Below are 24,520 nucleotides of genomic sequence, written 5' to 3'. Positions count from 1 at the left end.
TTGACCGTACCGACGTTGACACTGGCCGGCGCCCGCGCGCTGCACCTGGCCGCCCAGGGCTTGTTGCAGCCACGCCGCCGCAAGGCCGTGCAGGCCGACGTGCTGGCCGCCATCCGCCAGATGGGTGTGCTGCAGATCGACACCATCCACGTGGTCGCGCGCAGTCCCTACCTGGTGCTGTGGAGCCGGCTGGGCGACTATCCCCAGGCATGGCTGGAACAGGCGCTGGCGCGCGGCGAACTGTTTGAATACTGGGCGCACGAAGCCTGCTTTGTACCGGTAGAGGACTATGGACTGTACCGGCACAGGATGATCGATCCCGGTTCCATGGGCTGGAAGTATTCGGAGACGTGGATGCGCGAGCGGCGCGCCGACGTCGACGCCGTGCTGGAGCACATCCGCGCCCACGGGCCGGTGCGCTCGGCCGATTTCGAGCGCACGGATGGCCAGGCGGGCGGCTGGTGGGGCTGGAAGCCGGAAAAGCGCTCGCTGGAAGTGCTGTTCACGGCCGGGGTGCTGATGATCGCGCGCCGCCACAACTTCCAGCGCGTGTATGACCTGGCCGAACGGGTATTGCCGGGCTGGGACGACAGCCACATGCCATCCATGGACCAGACCCGGCGCACGCTGGTGCTGAAGGCCGTCAAGGCACTGGGCCTGGCCCGCGCGGGCTGGATCAGCGACTACTTCCGCACCCGTCCGCCGCGGCTGGACCCGCAAGCGCTGGTGGCCGACGGCGCGTTGTTGCAGGCGCGCGTGGCCGGCTGGGACGACCCCGTGTACGTGCACCCGGACCACGCCGGCCTGCTCGAGGCGGCCGCCGCCGGCGCGCTGGCGCCCACCTTGACCACCATCCTGTCACCGTTTGACCCGGTGGTGTGGGACCGCCGCCGCGCCCAGGAACTGTTCGGCTTTGACTACCGGCTCGAATGCTACACGCCGGCCCAACAGCGCCGCTATGGCTACTTTACCTTGCCCATCCTGCGCCGGGGCGCGTTGGTGGGGCGGGTGGATGCCAAGGCGCACCGCCGCGCCGGCATCTTCGAGCTCAAATCGCTGGCGCTGGAGCCGGACGCGCGCCTGAGCGAGCGCTTCGTGCGCGACGTGGCCGCCGCCCTGCAGCGCTGTGGGCTCTGGCACGGCTGTCCGTGCGTGCAAGTGAACGCCACTGTACCGGCACACTTCGCGCCATTGTTACGGGCCCAACTGAACCTCACCAACCAAGCACAGAAAGACGCATCCGCATGATATTGCCCGCCGCCCCCGCCAGCCTGATCGGCCCCGACGGCCAGCCCCTGTTTGGCCGCTACGCGGGCCAGGTCGAGCAGTTCGACTGGCCCCGGCTGGCGGCGCCCCATGCCCGTAACGCCCTGTGGCGCCGTTTCCACCACAAGCGCTGGCACTACGTGGCGCTGGGGACGGAGCACATCTTCTGCGCCGTCGCCATTGTCGACGTGGGCTGGACCAGCACCGCCTTCGCCTACGCCTTCGACCGCGATGACGGCGACATGCTGGCCAATTTCTCGCAGGACGGCTTGCCCGGCCTGTCGGCCACGCTGGCCAACAACGCGGCCGGCGCCAGCCGCTTCAGGACACGCCGCAGCGACATCGCCATCGACAGCCCGCAACCGGGCCGCTACCGCCTCGCGCTGCGCTGCGACTACCTGGAGATCGACGCCGAATTCGGCCCTGGGACGGCGCCGCTGTTGCTGGCCTGCGGCGCCGTGGACAAGGGTTCCGTGCACGCCACCCAGAAATCGACCGCCATGCCCGTCACGGGCCAGGTGCGCACCTTCCGCGACGAGTACGACCTGGCCGGCGGCGTGGCCAGCTTCGACTATTCCAACGGCTTGCTGGCGCGCGAGACGGCCTGGCGCTGGGCTTCGGGCCATGACCTGGAAGTGGGCTTCAACCTGCAGGCCGGCTATTTCGGCGCCAACGAGAACGCGCTGTGGCTGGACGGCCAGCTGCACGCCTTGGGTCCGGCCCATTTCCTGTACGATAACAGCGATCCGCTGTCGCGCTGGCATATCTTCACCGAGGACGACCAGCTGGAACTGTTCTTCACGCCGGAAGGAGCGCGGCGCGAGAACAAGAACCTGGTGGTGGCGGCCAGCCGCTACCTGCAGCCGATCGGCACCTTCAGCGGCTGGGTGCGCACGGCGCCCGATGCCCCCAAGCGCATGGTCAACCAGCTGGTCGGCGTGACGGAAGACCACAGTTCGCGCTGGTAGCCCGGCGCGCGGCATTTGTTTCAGCATCAGCATCAGCGGCGGTAACAGCATAGCGCGGCGCGAGCCGGTAAGGATCAGGCATGAGCATCAAGCACCTCAAGCATTTGTTCGCACCGGCCTCGGTGGCCGTGATCGGCGCATCCGACAAGCCACAGCGCATCGGCACCCGGGTGCTGGCCAACCTGGTTGACGGCGGCTACGGCGGCGCGCTGTGGCCCGTCAACCCGCGCCACGACCGCCTGCACGACCTGCGCTGCTACGGCAAGGTGGGGGCGCTGCCGTCCCCGCCGGAGCTGGCCATCCTGTGCACGCCGCCGGCCTCCATTGCCGGCCTGATCGCCGACCTGGGCGCGCGCGGCACCCGCGCCGCCATCGTGATGACGGCCGGGCTGGAGGCCCATCGCGCCGGCGCACGCAGCGTGCGCCAGGCCATGCTGGAGGCGGCGCGGCCGCACCGGATGCGCATCCTCGGCCCCGGCAGCGTGGGCCTGCAGGTGCCGGCGCAGGGCCTGAACGCCAGCTTCACCCACCTGGCGGCGGCCCTCGGCAAGCTGGCCTTCGTATCGCAGTCGGGCGCGCTGGGCACGGCCGTGCTGGACTGGGCCAGCCTGCGCGGTATCGGCTTTTCCACCTTTGTCGCCATGGGCGAGGGCGCCGACGTGGACTTTGGCGACCTGCTCGATTACCTGGCGGCCGACAATGACACGGCCGCCATCCTGCTGTGCGTGGAGCGCATCAGCTGCGCGCGCAAGTTCATGTCGGCTGGCCGGCTGGCCGCGCGCGGCAAGCCCGTGATCGTGCTCAAGGTGGGGCGCGACCCGCAACCGGAGGCCGAGCTGGCGTTCGATGCGGCCATCCGCCGCGCCGGCATGTTGCGCGTGTATTCGACGGAAGACCTGTTCGATGCCGTCGAAACGCTGGCCCGCGCGCGCCAGCAGCGCGGTGAACGGCTGGCCGTGCTGACCAACGGCGGCGGCCTGGGGCTGATCGCGGCCGACGCCCTGCAGACGGGCGGCGCCACGCTGGCGAACCTGTCGCCGGAGACCGCGGAGCGGCTGCGCCAGTTGCAGGCGCCCCAGTCCAACCCGCTCGACCTGCTGGCCGACGCGCCCGTGGAGCGCTACAGCGGCGCCGTCGCCGCGCTGCTGCAGGAGCCGCAGGCGGACGCCTTGCTGTTCCTGCACGCGCCCACGGCCATGGTGCCCAGCGCCCTGATCGCCGAGGCACTGGCGCCGCAACTGAAGGCGGCCAGCCGCAACGTGCTTTCGTGCTGGCTGGGCGGACGTTCCGTGGCCGCGGCCCGCCAGGTGTTCAGCGACGCCGGCCTGCCCACCTACGACACGCCGGAAAAGGCCGTGCATGGCTTCCTGCAGATCGTCCAATACCGCCGCAACCAGGACTTGCTGATGGAAGTGCCGGCCCGGGTGCCGGCCGCCGCCGCGCCCCAGCGGGCGGCGGCCCAGGCGCTGGTGTCGGCCGCGCTGGCGGCCGGCCACACGGCGCTCGACGCGCGCGACACCTGCGCGCTGCTGGCCGCCTACGGCATCCCGATGGCCGCCACGGAATTCGCGGCCGACGCGGAACAGGCGCTGGCGGCCGCGCGCCGCATCGGCTATCCGGTCGCCCTCAAGGCCGGCGCGCACGACATCGGCCGCAAGGCCGACGTGGGCGGCGTGGTGCTGGACCTGGAGGACGACGCCATGCTGCACGCGGCCGCCTGCGCCATGCGCGAGCGGGTGCGGCGGCTGCGGCCGGCGGCCGGTCCCGGCTTCGCCGTGCAGCAGATGGCGCGCCGGCCGCAGGCGCAGGAGCTGGCGATCCGGGTCCGGGTCGATGGCGTGTTCGGTCCCGTGATCCTGTTCGGCCAGGGCGGCCCGGCGGCCGAGGTGGCCGAGATGGCGGATGATCGCGTGGCCGGCCTGCCGCCGCTGAACATGGTGCTGGCGCGCGACATGGTGGGCCGCACCCGGATGGCGCGCCTGCTGGCCGGCTACGGCGACCACGCGCCGGCCGACCTGGAGGCCATCGGCCGGGTGCTGGTGCAGGTGGCCGAGATGGTGGCCGACCTGCCGGAGCTGGCCGAGCTGGAAATCAACCCGCTGCTGGCCGACGCGAATGGCGTGCTGGCGCTGGACGCCGACATCCGGCTGGCGCCGCCGCGCGCCACCGATTCCATGGCGATCCGCCCCTATCCGCAGGCGCTGGAACAGGAACTGGCATGGCAGGGCCGCACCATCGTGCTGCGCCCGATCCGGCCCGAGGACGCACCCCAGCATCTGGCGTTCTTCCGCGCGCTGGCGCCGGACGACGTGCGGCTGCGCTTTTTCTCGGCCATGCGCGAGTTGCCGCCGTCGCAGCTGGCGCGCCTGACCCAGATCGATTACGACCGCGCCATGGCCTTCATCGCCACCGGCTACGGCGCCGATGGCCAGCCTGAAACGCTGGGCGTGGTGCGGGCCGTGGTCGATGCGGACAACCAGAGCGCGGAATTTGCCATCATCGTGCGTTCCGACCTCAAGGGCCTGGGCCTGGGCCGTATCCTGTTCCAGAAGCTGGTGGACTATTTCCGCGACCGGGGCACGGCTGAATTGAGCGGCGAGGCGTTGTCGGAAAACCACGGTGTGCAGGACCTGGTGCGCCATTTCGGCGGCGCGGTGCTGCCCCATGCGGAGGCGGGCATGGTCAACTTGCGCCTGCCGTTGCAGACAGTCAACTAATGCGGCGCAGCATTTGATATTGCACAAGACGGCGCTGTCGGAATTCTTTACACTGGTAGTTCCTCGCTTGACGCTGCCGCCCCCAAGAGCGGTTCCGCGAGACAATAATTCCGAGACAATCATCGCCCGTGCCAGCGCCACGCGGGTGCCGGCCAGCCGGGGGACACATATGTTAACGGCCACATACACGCTGGTTGCTCTGTCCGTGGAGCAAGCCAAGGTGCGGATCAGCCTGCAGTCATTCCAGCACCACGTGCGCGCCACGTTGTTGCAGCAAAATTGCCTTACTATTGGACAACTCGAATATGCCTGCGAGATGCTCAACCGCCTGTACCAGACCTGCAACTGGCGCAAGACGGAAATGTACCTGATTCCCGCGATCCGCCAGGCCACGGAGCGGGCCGACCAGCTGATCGAGGAACTGAACCGCCTGAACCAGTCGGCGCTGGCCGAAATCCGCGCCATGCAGGCCCGCATGGGGGACCTGGCCGAGGGCAACCAGGCCCAGGTCAGCCAGATCTGCGACAGCGTGGACGCCTTCTGCGCGGCCCTGCTGCAGCGGCTGGAGAAGGAGGAGCAGGAGCTGTTCGCCATCGCCCGCAGCGCGATCGGGGGCGACGCCTGGTTTGCCATCGCCAACCAGTTCCTGCTGCACGACGCCAAACTCGAGGAAGTGCGGCGCGGCAAGCAACCGGCGCCGGCCACCGACACCGTTGCCGCTGGCGCCGACCGGCCCGACGACGGCATCGCCATCCCGTCCCTGGCGGTCCTGCCGCTGCCCGGCATGGACGCGGAACAGACCTTGCGGCCCCTGTTGCGGCAGGCGCCGGAGCGCCGCATGCGCCAGCGCGTGCGCGCCGGATAGGGCGCCGCCAGAGCAAAATCTGTCCGCTTTGCTATCATGGTGGTTTTAGCCCCCACCAGATAGCAAAGCCCACCATGTTCGAATTCCTCTTTAAGCGTGCGGGCGACAAGCCGGACGCCGCCGCCGCGGCCATGGCCGCCGCCGAGCCGAGCGCCGCCGCCGCCCAGAGCGCCGCCCGCCGCGACGAGCAGACCGCGCGCGCGCGCGCCCTGAACGGCGACGAAGCGGCCGCCGTCGAACTGATCTTGCACAGCGAATTTGCCGGCGTGCGCCTGGCCGCCGCCGAACACGTGCATTCTCAGCCCCAGTTGGAACAAGTGCTGCACGCCATGCGCAACACGGACCGCCGTGTCGCCAAACTGATGCAAGGCCGGCTCGACGCCATCCGCTACCAGCGCGCCGAGCAGGAGAAGGCCCAGGCCTGCATCGCCAGCGCCCAGCGCTTGTTGCAAGACGATAAACTCACCCCCAACCAGGTGGCCGAACTGGACCGTCAGTGGACCGTCACGGCCGCCGGCCCCGAGCTGGCCGCCACCTTCGACGGCGTGCGCGCCGCCCTGGCCCAGCGCCTGGAAGCCCAGGTCACCTTGCAGCGCGCCGTGATCGACGCGCTGGCCGAATTGCGCCGCTTGCCGGCCGCCGCCCTGGCGCCGGCCGAGGCGGGCGCCGCGCTGGCCCGGCTGACGGCGGCCCAGGCCACTTTCCTGGCCTCACCCGAACTAGCATCGTTGCCGCGTCATTTGCTGAGCGACTACAGCGCCGCGCTGGCACAGGCCGGCGCCGCGCTGGCCGAACTGGAACAGCACCAGGCCGCCGTCGCCGCCCGCCAGCAGGCGCTGGCCGCCTGGCAGGCGGCCGATCCGGCCACGCTGGACGCCGAGCAGATCCGCCGCGACTGGCGCGCCTTGCCGGCCGTCCCGGCCGGCGAGCTGGCCACGGCCCTGCAGGCCGGGCTGGAGGCCGTGCTGGCCCGTTTGCCGGCGCCGCCCGAAGCCGTGGCGCAGCCGGCCCGCAAGCCGGCCAGGGAAGGCACCAAGGACGCGAACAAGGAAGTGAACAAGGACGCACCGAAGCAGGTCGGCCAGCAATTCCTCGACACGCTGGCCGCGATGGAAGCGGCGCTCGAGCAAGGCTTGCTGCACGCGGCCTCCGAGCACGACAAATGGCTCAAGGAACACAAGGGCGGCCGCCTGACGCCGGCCCAGGCCGATCGCCTGGCGCACGTGCGCGCCGAACTCAAGCGGCTGGCCAACTGGGCCCGCTGGGGCGGCAACGTGTCGCGCGAGGAACTGGTCAAGGCGGTCGAGGAATTGCAGACGCTGGGCCTGTCCATGAGCGAGCTGGCCAAGAAGGTGGGCAGCATGCGCGAACGGTGGAAAGGGCTGGACGCCGTATCCGGCCACGCGCCCAAGAGCTTGTGGGAGCGTTTCGACGCCGCCTGCACGGCCGCTTACGCGCCGGCCGCCGCCCACTTCAAGCACCTGGCCGACGAACGTCACAGCAACGCGGCCAAGGCCCAGGCCCTGATCGAGGAAACCCAGGCCCTGGCGGCCGGGGTCAGCGAAGGCGCGGAATGGAAGAACATCGCCGCCGCCGCGCAGCGCCTGCGCCAGATGTGGGGCCGGCTGGGCGCCATCGACCGCAAGGACAAGAAAAAGCTCGACACCGCCTTCGAGCAGGCGCTGGCCCAGCTGCTGGCGCCGCTGTCGGAACAGCGCCAGATCGAAATGGACCGGCGCGAGCACCTGATCGCGGAAGTGGAAAAGCTGCAGCCGTCGGACCGCCACACGCTCGATAACCTGCGCCACTTGCAGGAGCGCTGGCAGGAACAGGCCAGGGCGCTGCCGCTGGAGCGCAAGGCCGAACAGGCCCTGTGGCTGCGCTTCCGGGCCGCCTGCGACGCCATCTTCGCCAAGCGCAAGGAGAGCGCCCACGCGGCCGACCACGAACGCAAGGCTCACCTGCACGTGCGCGAGGACTTGTGCGCGGCGCTGGAAACGGCCACTTTCAGCGGTGAGGACAAGGCGCAACTGGCGGCCATGGCCAAGCTGCTGCGCGACACGGCCGCCGCCTGGCATGGCGCCGGCACGGTGCCGCGCGCCAGCGAGCAGCGCATCACCCAGCGCTACCAGGCGGCCGTGGCGGCCGTCCAGGCCCAGGCCGATGCCATCCGCCGGCGCGCCGGCGCGGCCCAGGCCAACGCCTTGCGTGACAAGCTGCGGCTGGTGCAGGCGCTGGAACAGGTCATCGCCGGCAGTGAAGCGATCGATGGCGCCGAGTGGGAAGGGCGCTGGCGCGCGCTGCCGCCGCTGGCGGCCGAGTACGACAAGACGCTGCACGGGCGCTTCGCGGCCGGCCTGGCCGCGCTCGAGGACCAGCGCGCCGCCTACGGCGAGCAACTGGCGGCCAACCGCGCCCGCCTGCTCGATGAGGTGCTGCGCCTGGAAATCGTGGCCGGCGTGGACAGCGGCGCCGAGTTCGCCCGCGAGCGCCTGAAAATGCAGGTGGAAGTGCTGCAATCGTCGCTCAAGTCCGGCCACAAGCCGCAGACCCAGGCCGACCAGTTCCTGCAACTGTGCGCCATGCCGGCCCTGGCCGATGCGCGCACGGCCAGCCGTATCGAAACCCTGTTCCGCCGCATCGGCGCGTCGGAGGCGGCATGACGGTGCCGGCCTTTCGCAGCGAGGTACGCATCCAGCAGGCCGACTTCGACCTGACGGCCGAAGTGGCGGCCCTGCGCGCCGGCCAGCCCGGCGTGGGCGGGCTGGTGACCTTCGTGGGCACGGTGCGCGACCTGAACGAGGGCGCCAGCGTGGCCGAGATGGAGCTCGAACACTATCCGGGCATGACGGAGCAGTCGATTTCCACCATCATCGGGCAGGCCCGGCAGCGCTGGCCCATCTTTGGCGCGCTGGTGATCCACCGCGTGGGGCCGCTCACGCCGATGGAGCAGATCGTGCTGGTGGCCGTCACCTCGGCGCACCGGGGCGAGTCGTTCGCCGCTTGCGAGTTCATCATCGACTACCTGAAGACGGAAGCGCCGTTCTGGAAGAAGGAGCAGACCCCGGACGGTGCGCGCTGGGTCGATGCCCGCGTAACGGACGAGACGGCGCTCGATAAATGGCGCAATGGTTGAGGTTTGACGTGGATCATTGATTGTTTAATTAATTAGGAGTCTCCTTGAAAACGGACGGCCAAGCCCTACTTGGCAGGTAAGTTAAAAATTCTGTGGAGCACTCCCATGCGTCAAGACAAGCTCACTACCAAGTTACAAGAAGCCCTGGCCGATGCCCAAAGCCTGGCCGTCGGCAACGACAATCCCTACATCGAACCGGTCCACCTGCTGACGGCCCTGCTGAACCAGGACGACGGCGCGGCCCGCTCGCTGCTGCAGCGGGCCGGCGTCAACGTCAATGGCCTGGCCAACGCCCTCAAGTCGTCGATCCAGCGCCTGCCCAAGGTGTCCGGCACGGGCGGCGACGTGCAGGTGAGCCGCGAATTCGTGGCCGTGCTCAACCTGGCCGACAAGGAATCGCAGAAGCGGGGCGACCAGTTCGTCTCCAGCGAAATGGTGTTGCTGGCGTTGACGGACGACAAGTCCGACGCCGGCAAGCTGTCGCGCGAGAACGGCCTGACCCGCAAGGCGCTGGAAGCGGCCATCTCGGCCGTGCGTGGCGGCAACAAGGTCGATTCCCAGGAAGCGGAAGGCCAGCGCGAAGCGCTCAAGAAATACACGCTGGACCTGACCGAGCGCGCCCGCGCCGGCAAGCTCGACCCTGTGATCGGCCGCGACGACGAGATCCGCCGCGCCATCCAGGTGCTGCAACGCCGGACCAAGAACAATCCCGTGCTGATCGGCGAACCGGGCGTGGGCAAGACGGCCATCGTGGAGGGCCTGGCCCAGCGTATCGTCAACAACGAGGTGCCCGATTCGCTCAAGGGCAAGCGCGTGCTGTCGCTGGACATGGCGGCCCTGCTGGCGGGCGCCAAGTACCGCGGCGAGTTCGAGGAGCGCCTGAAGGCCGTGCTCAAGGAACTGGCCATGGATGAAGGCCAGACCATCGTCTTCATCGACGAGCTGCACACCATGGTGGGCGCCGGCAAGGCCGAAGGGGCGATGGACGCGGGCAACATGCTGAAACCGGCCCTGGCCCGTGGCGAGCTGCACTGCATGGGCGCCACCACGCTCGACGAATACCGCAAGTACATCGAGAAGGATGCCGCGCTCGAGCGCCGCTTCCAGAAGATCCTCGTCGACGAGCCGACCGTGGAAGCGACCATCGCCATCCTGCGCGGCTTGCAGGACAAGTATGAGCTGCACCACCAGGTGGCCATTTCGGACGCCGCCATCATCGCCGCGGCCGAGCTGTCGCACCGCTACATCACGGACCGCTTCCTGCCCGACAAGGCGATCGACCTGATCGACGAGGCCGCCTCCAAGATCAAGATCGAGATCGATTCCAAGCCGGAAGTGATGGACAAGCTGGAACGCCGTTTGATCCAGCTGAAGATCGAGAAGGAAGCCGTCAAGAAGGAAACGGACGAAGGTTCGCGCCGCCGCCTCGGCTTGATCGAGGAGGAAATCACCAAGCTGGGCCGCGAACTGGCCGACCTGGAGGAAGTGCTGAAGGCCGAGAAGGCCGTGGTGCAGGGCAGCTCCCACATCAAGGAGGAGATCGACCGCATCAAGCTGCAGATGGAGCAGGCCACGCGCGAGAGCAACTGGCAGCGCGTCTCCGAGCTGCAATACGGCCGCCTGCCGGAACTGGAAGCCCAGCTCAAGCAGGCCGACGCCGGCGCGTCCGCCGGCAAGGAAGGCCAGCCCAAGCTGCTGCGCACCCAGGTCGGCGCCGAGGAGATCGCGGAAGTGGTGTCGCGTGCCACCGGCATTCCCGTGTCGCGCATGATGCAGGGCGAGCGCGACAAGCTGCTGCACATCGAGGAAAAGCTGCACGAGCGCGTGGTGGGCCAGGACGAGGCGATCTCGGCCGTGGCCGACGCCATCCGCCGTTCGCGCGCCGGCCTGTCGGACCCCAACCGTCCGTATGGTTCGTTCATGTTCCTGGGCCCGACGGGCGTGGGCAAGACCGAGCTGAGCAAGGCGCTGGCCGGCTTCCTGTTCGACACGGAAGAATCGATGATCCGCATCGACATGAGCGAGTTCATGGAGAAGCATTCCGTGGCCCGCCTGATCGGCGCGCCACCGGGCTACGTGGGCTACGACGAGGGCGGCTACCTGACCGAAGCCGTGCGCCGCAAGCCCTACAGCGTGATCCTGCTCGACGAGGTGGAAAAGGCGCACCCGGACGTGTTCAACGTGCTGCTGCAGGCGCTCGACGATGGCCGCATGACCGATGGCCAGGGCCGCACGGTGGACTTCAAGAACACGGTGATCATCATGACCTCCAACCTGGGCTCGCACAAGATCCAGTCGATGGAGGATGCCGATCCGGGCGTGATCAAGCTGTCCGTGATGGCCGAGGTACGGTCGCACTTCCGGCCCGAGTTCATCAACCGGATCGACGAGATCGTCGTGTTCCATGGCCTCGATGAGAAGAACATCGGCGCCATCGCCAAGATCCAGCTGAAGATCCTGGAAGACCGCCTGGCCAAGATGGAGATGGCGCTGACGGTCACGCCGGCCGCGCTGCAGAAGATCGCGGAAGCGGGCTACGATCCCGTGTATGGTGCGCGGCCGCTGAAGCGGGCGATCCAGCAGCAGATCGAAAATCCGCTGTCCAAGCTCATCCTGCAAGGCAGCTTCGGGCCCAAGCAGACCATCCAGATCGACGCCCGCAACGGCGAACTGGTGTTCGAGGCCGGCCAGTAAAACAGCACAGCCCGCCTGCCAGCCGGGGGCGGGGCGCTTTTTCCGGGGATATTTGTCCGGCAATCGCGCCCCGTCCCCGGCTTTTCTTTTGACGACAGGAAACTGTTGCTTACCCTCATATTTGCGATTGCTCCCCTGCGCAAATTTCTTGCAATCCGTCATGTGACCATGACATGATATGGATCACGGTTTGGCTTTCATTGCTGCGCATTTCTTGGGGAGATGTGATTTCGATGACCTTCATGTTCGGGCGTCCGTCCGGCCACATGCTGCCGCCGTGCCCATCCTTGTCCGCGACGTCCTGTCGCCGCTCCACACTCCGCATCCAGGGTTTTTACCGTCACGTCAGATGACGTTTATTACATTACATGGGAGTCATGATGTTCGCTAAGATGAAAGTGGCCACACGCCTTGGCCTGGGATTTGGCGCCGTCGTCGTACTGTTGTTGGTGTTGTCGGTCGTGAGCGTCATGCGCCTGGGGGCCATGAACGAGGGGATCAGGAAAATCACGACCGACCGTTACCCGAAAGTGGTGCTGTCCAACGAAGCGATCAAACGCACCATCGACAATGGCCGTTTGCTGCGCAGCATGTTGCTGTCCACCAGCGATGAGGAGCGCGAGAAGTTCCGCCGTTCGGTCGAGGCTAACCGGCCCAAAATCTCGGACGCGCTGGCCAAGATGGAAAAGCTGATCAGCACGGAGAAGGGGCAGACGCTGTTCAAGGACATCACGGACAAGGCCGCTGTCCTCACTCCCAAGTACGAGCAGTTGTACGCGCTGGCCAAGACCGACCCGAAGCGGGCGGCCGAATTTCTGCGCGGTGAGTTCGCGGACGCCAACAATGCCTATTGGGCGTCGCTGGAGACCATGGCCAAATTCCAGAGTGAGCTGATGGAACAGGAATCGGCGGCGGCCGACGCCAACTACATTGACACGCGCCGGCTGGTGATCGTGTTGTCCGCCGTGGCCGTGCTCGCGGCCGTTGTCATTGCCTGCATGATCACCTTTGACCTGGTGCGCCGCCTCGGCGGCGAACCGGGTTATGCGGCCAGCCTGATGGAAAAAGTGGCCAATGGCGACCTCACCGCCGAAGTCCACACCAAGCCCGGCGACACCACCAGCATGCTGTTCGCGGTCAAGCAAATGGTGGGCAAGCTGCAGCAGGTGGTCAACGGCCAGCGCGCCGTGGTGGCGGCGGCCAACCGCGGCAATTTCGACGCGCGCGTGGACCTGAACGGCTTGCAGGGCTTCCAGCGCGAGATGGGCGAAGGCTTGAACCAGCTGGCCACCACCACCGGCGCCAGCATCGCCGACGTGGTGCGGGTCATGGGCGCCGTCTCCGATGGCGACCTCAGCAAGACGATCGACCAGCACTACGAAGGCACGTTCGGTGAACTCAAGGAGTATGCCAACAACACCGTGGCCAAGCTGGCCCAGGTGGTTGATGGCCAGCGCGCCGTCGTGGCGGCCGCCAACCGGGGCGATTTCGACGCGCGCGTGGACTTGAACGGCCTCAAGGGCTTCCAGCGCGAAATGGGCGAAGGCTTGAACCAGCTGGCCACCACCACCGGCGCCAGCATCGCCGACGTGGTGCGGGTGATGGGCGCCATGTCCGACGGCGACCTGACCAAGACCATCGACAAGGATTATGAAGGCGCGTTTGCGGAACTGAAGGAATATGCCAACAACACGGTGGCCAAGCTGGCCCAGGTGGTGAATGAAGTCAACAACAACGCCGAGGCGCTGGCGGCCGCCTCCGAGGAAGTGAGCGCGACGGCCCAATCGCTGGCCCAGGCCGCCAGCGAGCAGGCCAGCAGCGTGGAGCAGACCTCGGCCTCGGTGGAGGAAATGACGGCGTCCGTGGCGCAGAACACGGAAAACGCCAAGGTGACGGATGCCATGGCCAGCAAGGCCGCCAGCGAGGCCAGCGAAGGCGGCGAAGCGGTGCGCTCCACCGTGTCGGCCATGAAGCAGATCGCCACCAAGGTGCTGATCATCGACGACATTGCTTACCAGACCAATTTGCTGGCCCTGAACGCAGCCATCGAAGCGGCGCGCGCGGGCGAGCATGGCAAGGGCTTCGCCGTGGTGGCAGCTGAAGTGCGCAAGCTGGCCGAACGCAGCCAGGTGGCGGCGCAGGAGATCGCGGAAGTGGCCACCAGCAGCGTCAACCTGGCCGAGCGGGCCGGGCAGATGCTGGGCGCCATGGTGCCCAACATCAAGCGCACCTCGGACCTGGTGCAGGAGATCACCGGCGCGTCGGAAGAGCAGTCGGTGGGCCTGGGGCAGATCAATTCGGCCATCGGCCAGCTGAGCCAGACCACCCAGCAGAATGCCTCCGGTTCCGAGGAGCTGGCGTCCACGGCCGAGCAGATGAGCAGCCAGGCCGAGGAACTGCAGCAGACCATGGGCTTCTTTAAGCTCAACAACAACCTGAAGCGGCGTGCCCAGCGCGACGTGATCAAGGTGGTCAAGCCGCGCCAGTTCGCCAACCACATCCTGGCCAGCAGCATCGGCGAGCCCGACGAGGCGGACTTCGTGCGTTACTGATCAGCGAAGAAGGCCGACGGCGAGCAGCCGAACGTCTTCTTGAACATGGCGGAAAACGCCGACTGGCTGGTGTAGCCCAGTTCCTGGGCCACCACCAGCAGCGGCGTGCCGTTGGCGATCATGGGCGCGGCATGCGCCAGCCGCACTTGCTGGCGCCACTGGCCGAAGCCCATGCCCAGCTCGCGCTCGAACAGGCGCGCCAGCGTGCGCTCGGAGGCGCCCACCTGGGCGGCCCAGTCCTTGAGCGTGTGTTCCGCGCCGGGTTCGGCGATCAGGGCCGCGCACAGCGCCTTGAGCCGCTTGTCCTCCGGCAGCGGCACCCGGATCGGGCGTGTGGCCGAACGGGCCAGCTCATCGAGGATCAATTCTCCCAGCAGCGCTTCGCGCGCCGATTGTTCGTGCTGGTCGTGCTGCTCCAGGGCCACGATCAGCTCGCGTAGCAGGTCCGACACTTCCAGCACCTGGCACTCGGTGCCCGCGAACGGAGAACGATCGGCGTGCACGCACAGCGGCCGCAGTCGCGCGTTTTCCAGCACGGTGATGGCGTGCTCCACATCGGGCGCGATCCAGATGGCCCGCAACGGCGGCACGATCCAGCTGCTGTTGTTGGCCGTCACCCGCATTACCCCTTCCAGCGCATACGTCACCTGGCCCCACGGGTGGGAGTGGGGCAGCAGCGTGTCGTCGGCCTGCAGGTTGCGGCCGGACATGGTGACGGGCCGGGCTGGAGTGGGAAAATCGCAGTTCCAGTTGAACTGGGTATGGGTGACGATGGAAATGGCCATGGGATGCGTTTGTCAGATTTTCGATAAAGATTGTCGTTCTATCTTAAATCAGACGTGCCCGGTTTGCTTACACTGGCTTACCTTTTTTGTCAGTGGAGCGACTCTATGCGTAGCAATACTTCTCCCGCCGGCCCGGCTGCCGCCTCCGCCACGCCAGACGGCAACGGTGCGCTGCGGCGCGACGCGCGCGTGATCGGCCTGGTGGGCCTGGCGCACGGCACCTCGCACTTTTACCACGTGATCCTGGCCGCGCTGATTCCCTGGCTCAAGCCGGCCTTCCAGCTCAGCTACGCGGAACTGGGCTTGCTGATGACGGTGTTCTTCACCGTGTCCGGCGTGGGGCAGGCCATGGCCGGCTTCGTGGTTGACCGGCTGGGCGCGCGCAGCGTGCTGTTTGGCGGCATCAGCCTGTTGGGCCTGTCCGCGTTACTGCTCTCGGGCGCGCACAGTTATGCGATGCTGGTGCTGGGCGCCTTCGTGGCCGGTTGCGGCAACAGCGTGTTCCACCCGGCCGACTACACCATCCTCAACGAGCACGTGACCCGTACCCGGCTGGCGCATGGCTTTTCCGTGCATGCCATCAGCGGCAATATCGGCTGGGCCGTGTCGCCGTTGTTCCTGACCTTTGTGGCCAGCCGCACGGATTGGCGCACGGCGCTGCTGTGCGCGGCCGCCGTGCCATGCGCCGTGCTGGCGCTGCTGGTCTGGCAACGCCATGCGCTGCGCTCGATGCCACACGCCGTGCACGCTGCCGGCACGACCGAAGGCTCGTTCGCCTTCCTGCGCCTGCGCGTGGTGTGGCTGTGCTTCGCGTTCTTCCTGATTTCCGCCGTCGCGCTGGCGGGCATCCAGTCGTTCGCCGTCACCAGCCTGGTCACACTGTACGGCATGCCGCTGGCCTGGGCCGCGTCCGGCTACACGGCCTACATGGTGGCGTCGGCCGCGGGCACGCTGTACGGCGGCTTCCTGGGGGCGGGCTCGGTGCGCCATGAGCGCGCCATCATGCTCGCGTTCGCCCTGGCTGCGCTGATGGCGCTGGTGCTGGCCACGGCCGCTGTGCCGGCCTGGCTGGCGCTGGTGCTGATGGGATTGATCGGCCTGGTGACGGGCGTGGCCGGCCCGTCGCGCGACCTGATGATACGGGGCGCGGCGCCGGCCAACGCCACCGGCCGCGTGTTCGGCGTGGTCTATTCGGGCCTGGACAGCGGGCTGGCGCTGGGGCCGCTGCTGTTTGGCGCGCTGATGGATGGTGGCCACCCGGCGGGCGTGTTCGTTGGCATCGCCGTGTTCCAGGCGCTGGTGATCGTCACGGCGCTGGGCGTGGGTGGCCAGGTTCGCCCAACCCGCGCGCAAACGGCTTAGAATGATCGCCATCTTAACCACCGACTGGAAATGACGATGAGCTTTGCAACCACCGATCTGTGCGACGACAATGCCGCCATGCTGGAAGAGGGCCGCCTGGCCGTGCTGCCGCCCGTGTTCCGCCACTATGGCCAGCACGTGCGTTTCGCCGGCCGTGCCACCACCCTCAAGGTATTCGAGGACAATGCGCTGGTGCGCAGCACGCTGGAGACGCCCGGCAATGGCAACGTGCTGGTGATCGACGGCGGCGCCAGCCTGCGCCGCGCGCTGGTCGGCGGCCAACTGGGGCTGCTGGCGCAGGACAACGGCTGGGCCGGCATCGTCGTCGATGGCTGCATCCGCGATACCGATGAGATCAACGCCTGCGCCATCGGCGTGCGCGCGCTGGGCGCCCATCCGCAAAAGAGCAGCAAGCGCGGTGCGGGCGAGCGCGACATTCAGGTCCAGATCGCCGGCGTGACCGTGCGTCCGGGCGACTGGATCTACGCCGATGCCGATGGTGTGCTGGTGGCGCAACAGAAGCTGGCATAAATCGTCGTTTTTCTTTTCCCGCCTAACGGACGGCGACGCCGCCGTGGGGCGGCGACTTCAGGGCCCGCTGGCCGGCCCGCCTTTCCCTTCCATATTTCATCTGGCGAGAAGTGCGTTTCATATCGCAAAACGCGCTATGGGTTTGCAGCAACGCTTTCTTTCACGGGAAGAAATTCCGTCCCGTATCCTGAAAAATAATTTCTAACTATCTGATTTGTAGAGCATTTAATTTGCTTATGTGTCTTATATAAGAGTATTGTTGCACGGCACAAGCGGGGCTATGATGGTTTCAACGGATTTCGTTTTAACGCTGCTACGCAATTGAGGAGAACACCATGGCCACCCGTGACGAGCAAATCGCCGCCCTGCGGCAAGACTGGGATAGCAATCCACGCTGGAAAGGCGTGACCCGCAGCTACAGCGCTGAAGACGTGGTGCGTCTGCGCGGCTCGCTGCAGATCGAGTACACGCTGGCCAGGCGCGGTGCCGAGAAGCTGTGGCATCTGCTGCACCACGAATCCTATGTGAACGCACTGGGCGCGTTGACGGGCAACCAGGCCATGCAGCAGGTGAAGGCGGGCTTGAAGGCGATTTACCTGTCGGGCTGGCAGGTGGCCGGCGACGCCAACCTGGCCGGGGAAATGTATCCCGACCAATCGCTGTATCCGGCCAATTCCGTGCCCATGGTGGTCAAGCGCATCAACAACACCTTCCAGCGCGCCGACCAGATCCAGTGGTCCGAAGGCAAGGACGACATCGATTATTTCGCGCCCATCGTGGCCGACGCGGAAGCCGGTTTTGGCGGCGTGCTGAACGCCTACGAGCTGATGAAGTCCATGATCGACGCGGGCGCGGCCGGCGTGCACTTCGAGGACCAGCTGGCGTCCGTGAAGAAATGCGGCCACATGGGCGGCAAGGTGCTGGTGCCCACGCGCGAGGCGGTGGAAAAGCTGACGGCGGCCCGGCTGGCGGCCGACGTGATGGGCGTGTCGACGCTCGTGATCGCCCGCACGGATGCGGAAGCGGCCGACTTGCTGACCTCGGACGTGGATGACAACGACAAGCCCTATTGCACGGGCGAGCGCACCGTGGAAGGCTTCTACAAGGTCAAGCCGGGCCTGGAGCAAGCCGTGTCGCGCGCGCTCGCATACGCGCCGTACGCCGACCTGGTGTGGTGCGAGACGGGCAAGCCGGACCTGATCTACGCCAGGCGCTTCGCCGAAGCCGTGCATGCGAAATTCCCCGGCAAGATGCTGGCCTACAATTGCTCGCCCTCGTTCAACTGGAAGAAGAACCTGGACGACGCCACCATCGCCAAGTTCCAGCGCGAGCTGGGCGCCATGGGCTACAAGTTCCAGTTCATCACGCTGGCCGGTTTCCATGCGCTCAACTACGGCATGTTTCACCTCGCGCATGGCTATGCGCGGCGCCAGATGTCGGCCTTCGTGGAATTGCAGGAAGCGGAATTCGCGGCGGCCGAGCGCGGCTTCACGGCCGTCAAGCACCAGCGCGAAGTGGGCACCGGCTATTTCGACGCCGTCACCCAGTGCATCCAGAACGGCCAGAGCTCGACCACGGCGCTGCATGGCTCGACCGAGGACGAGCAGTTCTTCGACGCCAAGAAGGTGGCCTGAGCGGGCAGGGCGCGAAAACCGGGGACGTAACACGGTTTTGGCAAATAGCAAAATCGGGGACGTAACACGGTTTTGGTAAATGGAAAGCCGCGGGGGGCGCAAGGCCCGCCGCGGCTCGTTGCTGGCCCGTGTTTAATGCTTGGGCAGATGCTGTTTGAGCCGTTGCTGGAACACGTCGGCATCGTCGATGGTGGCCATGTCGTCATCCACTTCGACCATGTGCATCTGGTGGCCCGGCGCGAACGTCACCGTGGCCTGCACGCCGTTCTTGGTTTCCGACATGGAGTGGCCCTGGACGGCGCCCAGGATGTTGCCGCTGTCGTCGGTCACGATCGTCATCTTCATGACATCCCCCCGCCTTGCAGATTGTGGAAGCAGCCGCCGGCGCCCTGGTTGTGGATGTCGACGAAGTAGGTGGCCACGCCATTGTTGTCCTTGCGCTTGCGTTGCTGGTCGGCCAGGTGGACCGCGCCCAGGTTGGGCGTCTTGACATCGGCCGACGCGAATTGCGTGCCGTGGTCATCGCCGTAGCTGTAGCTCCAGAACGCGGTCTGTCCGGGCGCCAGGAAGGTCAGCGGACCGACATTGTTGAATGCCATAATATCCTCCATTAAGAACGCCTTGCTTGCGGGTGCAGCCTGGCAGCTTCATCTTAGCTAGTATGGCCAAGCCCGCTTTGACGCATTCGGCATCGAGGGAGGCCGGGCGCGGTTTTTTGGCGCGGCCGGGTTTCTGGGCGATAATGATGGCTGTCGCGCGCCATCGCGCGCGTCCCGCTTTCGGCTGGTGGCCAACCGCCGCCGCCCACCTATTTGAGGAATTACCAAGCTTATGTTGAGTTACCGCCACGCCTTTCACGCGGGGAATCACGCCGATGTATTGAAGCATTTCGTGACGATCCAGTTGCTGCAGTATCTGAACCAGAAGGATACGGCCTACAGCTACATCGACACCCATTCCGGCGCCGGCGTGTATGCGCTCGACGGCACGTACGCGTCCAAGAACGCGGAATACGACACCGGTATCGGCCCGCTGTGGGACCGTACCGACCTGCCCGCGCCGCTGAAGGAATATGTGGACTTGGTCAAGGAAATGAACCCCAGCGGCAAGATGCGCTACTATCCCGGCTCGCCGTACTGCGCCGACAAGGTGGCGCGTGAGCAAGATCGTTTGCGCCTGTTCGAGCTGCACCCGGCCGACGCCAAGATCCTGGCCGATAACTTCCGCAAGGTCGAAGCCCACGCTGCCGCCCAAGGCGTGCGTCCCACCACGCGCGGCAAGCGCGTCATCATCACCAAGGGCGACGGCTTCCTGGGACTGAAAGCCTTGCTGCCGCCGCCGTCGCGCCGCGCGCTGGTGCTGTGCGATCCGCCGTATGAAGACAAGATGGATTACCGCAAGGTCAAGGACATGCTGGCCGAGGCGCTGGGGCGTTTCCCCACCGGCATTTACGCCGTGTGGTATCCGATCCTGCAGCGCATGGAATCGCGCCAGTTCGCCGACAAGCTCAAGCAATTGCCGGCCGAATGGCTCAACGTGACGCTGACCACGCATACCCCGATGCCGGACGGTTTCGGCCTGCACAGCAGCGGCATGTTCATCCTGAATCCACCGTACACGCTGGAGCCGATGTTGAAGCAGGTGATGCCTTACCTGGTGCAGGCGCTGGGCAAGGATGAGGGCGCCCGCTTCACGCTGGAATCGGGCACGCAGGTAACGGGGCGCGGCGCGCGGTCGGGCGCGCGCGACGCACAGGCCGAAGGTCGTGGCCCGCAAGCTGGTGCGCGCGGTCCGCAGTCGCTGGCACGTGGGCCACAAGCGGGTGCACGTAGCCCGCAGGGCGGCGCAGGCGCGCCCCAGTCGGGCGCGCGCGGCCAGCAGGCGGGCGGCCGTGGCGCGCAGGGTGGACCGCAGGGCGGCGCACGCGGCCCGCTAAGCAGTCCGCGCAATGGGCCCGCGGGCGGCCGTGGCGCCGCCGGCGGCGGCCGCGGCCCGGCGACGGCTGCGCGCAACAGTGGCCCGCGCAAGCCCTGATTTAAGCAGGAAAATATTGTCAAGACTATACGGCTGGGTATAGTCTTATATCAACGGGTGCGTTGCATTGACGTACCCGCCGGGCTTGCCGCGGACCGGCCGCGGCCCCTAGCGCTGATCTGAGGTATGCCCATGACCTTGTCGCAGCCAGCCACCGCGGTCCCGCCGTATGCCAACAATTTCTTCCTGGCGCGGCAACCTATCCTCAACCGGCAACAACGCCTGGTTGCCTACGAATTACTGTTCCGTACGGCCGCCGAGCGTAACGATGCCAGCTTCGTCGACCACACCGAAGCGACCGCCACCGTGATCGCCCACGCATCCGAACTGGGCATGGGCAGGGTGGTGGGCGACCAGATGGCCTATGTCAATGTGGACACGGTGGGATTGATGAGTGACTTCATCAACTTCCTGCCCACCGACAAGGTGATCCTGGAAATCCTCGAATCCGTCAAAGCCACGCCGGAAGTGCTCGAACGGGTGCAGGAGCTCAAGCAAGCCGGCTTCAAGTTCGCGCTCGACGATGTGGTGGCCGAGTCGGATGACGTGCGCAAGTTGCAGCCGCTGTGCGACGTGATCAAGATCGACATCAAGGATGTGCGGCCGGGCGCGCTGTCCGCATTGACGCAGGGGTTGCGCCATCCCAGGCAGAAACTGCTGGCGGAAAAAGTGGAGACGATGGAGGAGTTCCAGCAATGCATGGCGCTGGGCTTCGAGTACTTCCAGGGTTATTACTTCGCCCGGCCCGTGATCCTGAGCGGCAAGAAGATCGCGCCATCCCAGCTGACCATCCTGCATTTGCTGGACTTGCTGAACCAGGATGCGGACACCCAGGCCATCGAGCGCAGCGTCAAACACGATGCCGTGATCACGCTCAGCCTGCTGCGGCTGGTGAACACGCCAGCCGTGGGCGCGCGCTACCGCATCAATTCCGTGGGACACGCATTGGTGGTATTGGGACGGCGCCAGTTGCAGCGCTGGCTGCAGATCCTGCTGTACGTGAAGACGGGGCAGCAGCAGGAATTCACGTCGCCGCTGCTGCAACTGGCCACCACGCGCGGCAAGACGATCGAGCTGCTGATGGAAAAGCTGCGCCCCGGCCAGCGCGTGTGCGCCGATATCGGCTTCACGGTGGGCATCATGTCGCTGATGGATACGCTGTTCTCGATCCACATGAACGACGTGCTCAACAGCGTCAACGTGCTCGACGACGTGCGCGCGGCCTTGCTGCACCACAGTGGCGAGTACGGCAGCATGCTGAGCCTGATCGAGCACCTGGAAACCGATGGCGATGGCCATCACCTGAGCCGCATGCTGCACGAGTTGCAGTTATCGCCATCGGAGCTGTATGCGATCCAGTTGGCGGCGTTTGACTGGGTCAATGACTATGCCCATGGCATGCAATAGGCCACGCCAGGCCCGGTGAAAGCACGCGGCGCCGCAGCCACGTCCGGCGGATGCGGCTTTAGAGTTGTCACTCCAGTTATTTTTCTTGCAGCTTGGCATGAAAGCTGCTTATCTCCCTTTGCCAAAAGCTGTTTCCGCACACAATACCGGCCCCATGCCATCAGCATCGGGGACTGATTCGACCAGCAGAGCATCTCCTAAGTATCAACATGCATGTCTGTGGTGCATAAGCTGCACACTTCGGTGCATTTGATCGTCGATCGAGCACGTTCGCATGTCCTGGCTCAGTCGTCATTCGAGGAAGACATGCTATCGAACAGGACTCCGCTTTGAATATTCAGCTCAAACAGCTACTCCCCGCCAGCCCCCAGGCGGACCCGATGGATGAAATCGCCGGACTGGGCCGCTGGAACCTGGACCGGGACACCGCGCACTGGTCATTCTCGCCCATTGCCTCGCAGTTGTTGGGCATCGACGCCGGCCCGCTGGCCGAACATTGGCTAAGCGGCGTGTTGGCGGAGGATAAGCAAGAATTGTTAGCCGCGATGTCGGCCATCATGCGTGACGGCGCCGCGGTAACGTGCGAATTCCGGACCGTCGAGCGCGAGCATGGCATGCAGTGGCTGCGCCTGCAGTCGCTGGCGGCCGGGGATGGCCTGGTCGCCAGCGGCATCCTGACCGATATCACCGAGGCCAAGCGCGCCGCGATCCGGGAGCGCTTCAATTTCGCGTTGACGCGCTACCTGATCGGAACGGATACGTTTGACGATGCGGTCGACAAGATATTGCACCTGGTGTGCGAGGAACTCGGATGGGAGTGGGGCGCGTTCTGGGCCAGGGAGGGTGATGGCGGCGCCGAGACGCTGCGTTGCCGCCATGTCTGGCATCAGCCGGAGCACGACTACGCGCAATTTCGCGGCGGCGCGATGCGGCTCGCCGTCAAGCCGGGCCAGGGGCCGGTGGGGGAAACCTGGCTCACGGGGCGCTCGCAATGGATCGAGACCTCGGCCACCCATGCCGATATGGTGCGGGTGCGCGCCGCGCGCCGCTGCGGTTTGCGCTCAGGCTTCTTTTTTCCCGTAACGTATGTGGCCGCCGACGGTGAACTGCACCGTGCCGGCGTGCTGGAATTCTTCAGTGCCGCGCCGCGCCAGCGTGATGCCCAGTTGCCCGGCCTGGCCGAATCGATCAGCGCCTTGATCGCGCAAACGGCGCAGCGCCTGGTGCAGCAGGAGCGGGTCCGGGTGCTGGCGCAAACGGATGACATGACCGGACTGGTCAACCGCGCGCATTTTCATACGCTGCTCGATGCCGCCTGCGCCAGGGGGCGGGAGTTCGGCCTGTTGTACATCGATCTCGACCAGTTCAAACCGATCAACGACTGCCTTGGGCATGCGGCCGGCAATGCCGTGCTGTGCCAGTTCGCGGCGCGCTTGCAGGCGCTGGCTGTGGGCGGCGCCGTGGTGGCGCGGTTGGGCGGCGATGAATTCGCGCTGCTGGCGCCCGCCGGACTGAGCCAGGCGGGACTCGATGCCCTGGCCGGCGAGGTGCTGGCGGCGGCGCGGACCCGCTTCCACTACCAGGGCCATGCACTGTCGGTATCGGCCAGTGTCGGCATCAGCCAATTCCCGCAGCATGGCGACAATACGGCGCAGCTGCTGCATGCAGCCGATGCCGCGATGTATGTCAGCAAGGGCAACGGCCGCGACCTGGTCAGCTATTTCAGTCCCGGCCACGATAGCCAGCGGCGCACCACGGCCCAGTTGCTGATGCATTCGGCGCTGCGCGAGGCGTTGCAGCGCGATGAGTTCTTCCTGGAGTACCAGCCCATCTGCGACACCCAGAGCACGCGCATGGTGGCACTGGAAGCGCTGATCCGGTGGCGCAGGGCCGATGGCAGCATAGTTCCCCCCGACCAGTTCATCCCGATGGCCGAGCAGAGCCGGCTGATCATCCTGATCGGGCGCTGGGTCATCGCCCGCGCGTGCCGCGACCTGTCGGCGCTGCGCGCGGCAGGCATGCCGGCGCTGCAGGTTCACATCAACATGGCCGCGCCCGAATTCCTCGACAGCGAGCTGCCGGCGCAACTGGTCGCCATCACCGCCGCCGCTGGCGTCGATCCCCGGCAAATCTGCCTGGAGCTGACCGAGAGCGTCATCATGCAGCGCATCGACAAGGCGCTGCCCGTCATGCGCGAGCTGGCGCGGCTCGGATTTGACATCAGCCTGGACGATTTTGGGACTGGTTATTCGTCCCTGTCGCGCCTGAAGGCCTTGCCCATCGCTTCGTTGAAGATCGACCGGCTGTTCCTGCGGGGCGTGCCCCATGATGGCAATGACTGCGCGATTGTGCGCTCCATTATCGACCTCGGTTGCAATATGAATTTGCGCGTCATCGCCGAGGGTGTGGAACAGGACGCGCATCTTGGTTTTCTGCGCCAGTTTGGCTGCACCCTGGTCCAGGGCTACCTGCCGGGCCGTCCCATGCGACTGGCCGACCTGATGGCCGCACATGGCGACCCGGCCAGGTTGCCGGCGCCTGTTCCGATTCCCGCATTTCACTAGAGGAC

17 protein-coding genes are annotated in these 24,520 nt (G+C 66.4%); 14 read left to right on the top strand and 3 right to left on the bottom strand.

The features are described from left to right. The 8 genes from H3H36_RS23800 to H3H36_RS23765 all read left to right on the top strand — a co-directional run bounded on the left by H3H36_RS23800 (position 1) and on the right by H3H36_RS23765 (position 14,198). Positions 1 to 1,248, top strand: a complete 1,248-nt coding sequence (locus H3H36_RS23800) for a winged helix-turn-helix domain-containing protein (protein WP_182220546.1) — start codon at positions 1 to 3, stop codon at positions 1,246 to 1,248. Then, positions 1,245 to 2,234, top strand: coding sequence for a DUF2804 domain-containing protein (locus H3H36_RS23795; RefSeq protein WP_182220545.1), 990 nt, complete (start codon positions 1,245 to 1,247; stop codon positions 2,232 to 2,234). Before H3H36_RS23800 ends, H3H36_RS23795 begins: the two co-directional genes overlap by 4 nt. Positions 2,235 to 2,314: 80 nt before the next feature. Continuing rightward, positions 2,315 to 4,951, top strand: a complete 2,637-nt coding sequence (locus H3H36_RS23790; protein WP_182220544.1) for a bifunctional acetate--CoA ligase family protein/GNAT family N-acetyltransferase — start codon at positions 2,315 to 2,317, stop codon at positions 4,949 to 4,951. 169 nt (positions 4,952 to 5,120) lie between these two features. After that, complete coding sequence (locus tag H3H36_RS23785) at positions 5,121 to 5,816, top strand: hemerythrin domain-containing protein (protein ID WP_182220543.1); 696 nt, start codon at positions 5,121 to 5,123, stop codon at positions 5,814 to 5,816. Positions 5,817 to 5,890: 74 nt separating this feature from the next. Then, the gene (locus H3H36_RS23780) at positions 5,891 to 8,479 is read left to right on the top strand and encodes a DUF349 domain-containing protein (protein ID WP_182220542.1); all 2,589 of its coding nucleotides are present in this window, start codon (positions 5,891 to 5,893) and stop codon (positions 8,477 to 8,479) included. Continuing rightward, the gene (locus tag H3H36_RS23775) at positions 8,476 to 8,952 is read left to right on the top strand and encodes a molybdenum cofactor biosynthesis protein MoaE (RefSeq protein ID WP_182220541.1); all 477 of its coding nucleotides are present in this window, start codon (positions 8,476 to 8,478) and stop codon (positions 8,950 to 8,952) included. The genes H3H36_RS23780 and H3H36_RS23775 overlap by 4 nt, the downstream gene beginning before the upstream one ends. A gap of 105 nt (positions 8,953 to 9,057) precedes the next feature. Next, positions 9,058 to 11,646: an ATP-dependent chaperone ClpB gene (gene clpB, locus H3H36_RS23770; RefSeq protein ID WP_182220540.1), complete on the top strand. Its 2,589-nt coding sequence runs from the start codon at positions 9,058 to 9,060 to the stop codon at positions 11,644 to 11,646. Positions 11,647 to 12,023: 377 nt separating this feature from the next. After that, complete coding sequence (locus H3H36_RS23765) at positions 12,024 to 14,198, top strand: methyl-accepting chemotaxis protein (RefSeq protein ID WP_375539616.1); 2,175 nt, start codon at positions 12,024 to 12,026, stop codon at positions 14,196 to 14,198. Here the strand turns inward: H3H36_RS23765 and H3H36_RS23760 are convergent. Then, entirely contained in the window at positions 14,192 to 14,983 is a 792-nt protein-coding gene (locus tag H3H36_RS23760; RefSeq protein WP_182220539.1) for an AraC family transcriptional regulator, read from the bottom strand. The genes H3H36_RS23765 and H3H36_RS23760 overlap by 7 nt on opposite strands. Positions 14,984 to 15,088: 105 nt before the next feature. Here H3H36_RS23760 and H3H36_RS23755 point away from each other — a divergent pair, with 105 nt between their 5' ends. The 3 genes from H3H36_RS23755 to aceA all read left to right on the top strand — a co-directional run bounded on the left by H3H36_RS23755 (position 15,089) and on the right by aceA (position 18,510). Continuing rightward, complete coding sequence (locus tag H3H36_RS23755) at positions 15,089 to 16,345, top strand: MFS transporter (RefSeq protein WP_182220538.1); 1,257 nt, start codon at positions 15,089 to 15,091, stop codon at positions 16,343 to 16,345. A 36-nt stretch (positions 16,346 to 16,381) separates the two neighbouring features. Beyond that, positions 16,382 to 16,876, top strand: a complete 495-nt coding sequence (gene rraA / locus H3H36_RS23750) for a ribonuclease E activity regulator RraA (RefSeq protein ID WP_182220537.1) — start codon at positions 16,382 to 16,384, stop codon at positions 16,874 to 16,876. A 335-nt stretch (positions 16,877 to 17,211) separates the two neighbouring features. Continuing rightward, positions 17,212 to 18,510, top strand: coding sequence for an isocitrate lyase (aceA, locus tag H3H36_RS23745; protein ID WP_182220536.1), 1,299 nt, complete (start codon positions 17,212 to 17,214; stop codon positions 18,508 to 18,510). A gap of 132 nt (positions 18,511 to 18,642) precedes the next feature. Here aceA and H3H36_RS23740 read toward each other — a convergent pair whose 3' ends face one another. Further along, positions 18,643 to 18,855, bottom strand: a complete 213-nt coding sequence (locus H3H36_RS23740; RefSeq protein ID WP_182220535.1) for a hypothetical protein — start codon at positions 18,853 to 18,855, stop codon at positions 18,643 to 18,645. Next, the gene (locus tag H3H36_RS23735) at positions 18,852 to 19,109 is read right to left on the bottom strand and encodes a hypothetical protein (protein ID WP_182220534.1); all 258 of its coding nucleotides are present in this window, start codon (positions 19,107 to 19,109) and stop codon (positions 18,852 to 18,854) included. The genes H3H36_RS23740 and H3H36_RS23735 overlap by 4 nt, the downstream gene beginning before the upstream one ends. 292 nt (positions 19,110 to 19,401) lie before the next feature. On the opposite strand from H3H36_RS23735, the gene H3H36_RS23730 reads away from it, so the two are divergent. From H3H36_RS23730 to H3H36_RS23720, 3 genes are all read left to right on the top strand, one after another. Next, on the top strand, positions 19,402 to 20,544 hold the full coding sequence (locus H3H36_RS23730) for a 23S rRNA (adenine(2030)-N(6))-methyltransferase RlmJ (RefSeq protein ID WP_311196684.1): 1,143 nt from the start codon (positions 19,402 to 19,404) through the stop codon (positions 20,542 to 20,544). 132 nt (positions 20,545 to 20,676) lie between these two features. Further along, positions 20,677 to 21,951, top strand: a complete 1,275-nt coding sequence (locus tag H3H36_RS23725; protein ID WP_182220533.1) for an EAL and HDOD domain-containing protein — start codon at positions 20,677 to 20,679, stop codon at positions 21,949 to 21,951. Between the two features lie 380 nt (positions 21,952 to 22,331). Continuing rightward, positions 22,332 to 24,515, top strand: a complete 2,184-nt coding sequence (locus tag H3H36_RS23720; protein WP_182220532.1) for a putative bifunctional diguanylate cyclase/phosphodiesterase — start codon at positions 22,332 to 22,334, stop codon at positions 24,513 to 24,515. Positions 24,516 to 24,520 lie beyond the last annotated feature (5 nt).

This window comes from Rugamonas fusca, from assembly GCF_014042365.1.
Lineage (GTDB): Bacteria > Pseudomonadota > Gammaproteobacteria > Burkholderiales > Burkholderiaceae_D > Rugamonas > Rugamonas fusca.
The sequence above is the reverse complement of the archived record's forward strand: the minus strand, read 5'-3'. Positions and strand labels throughout refer to the sequence as shown.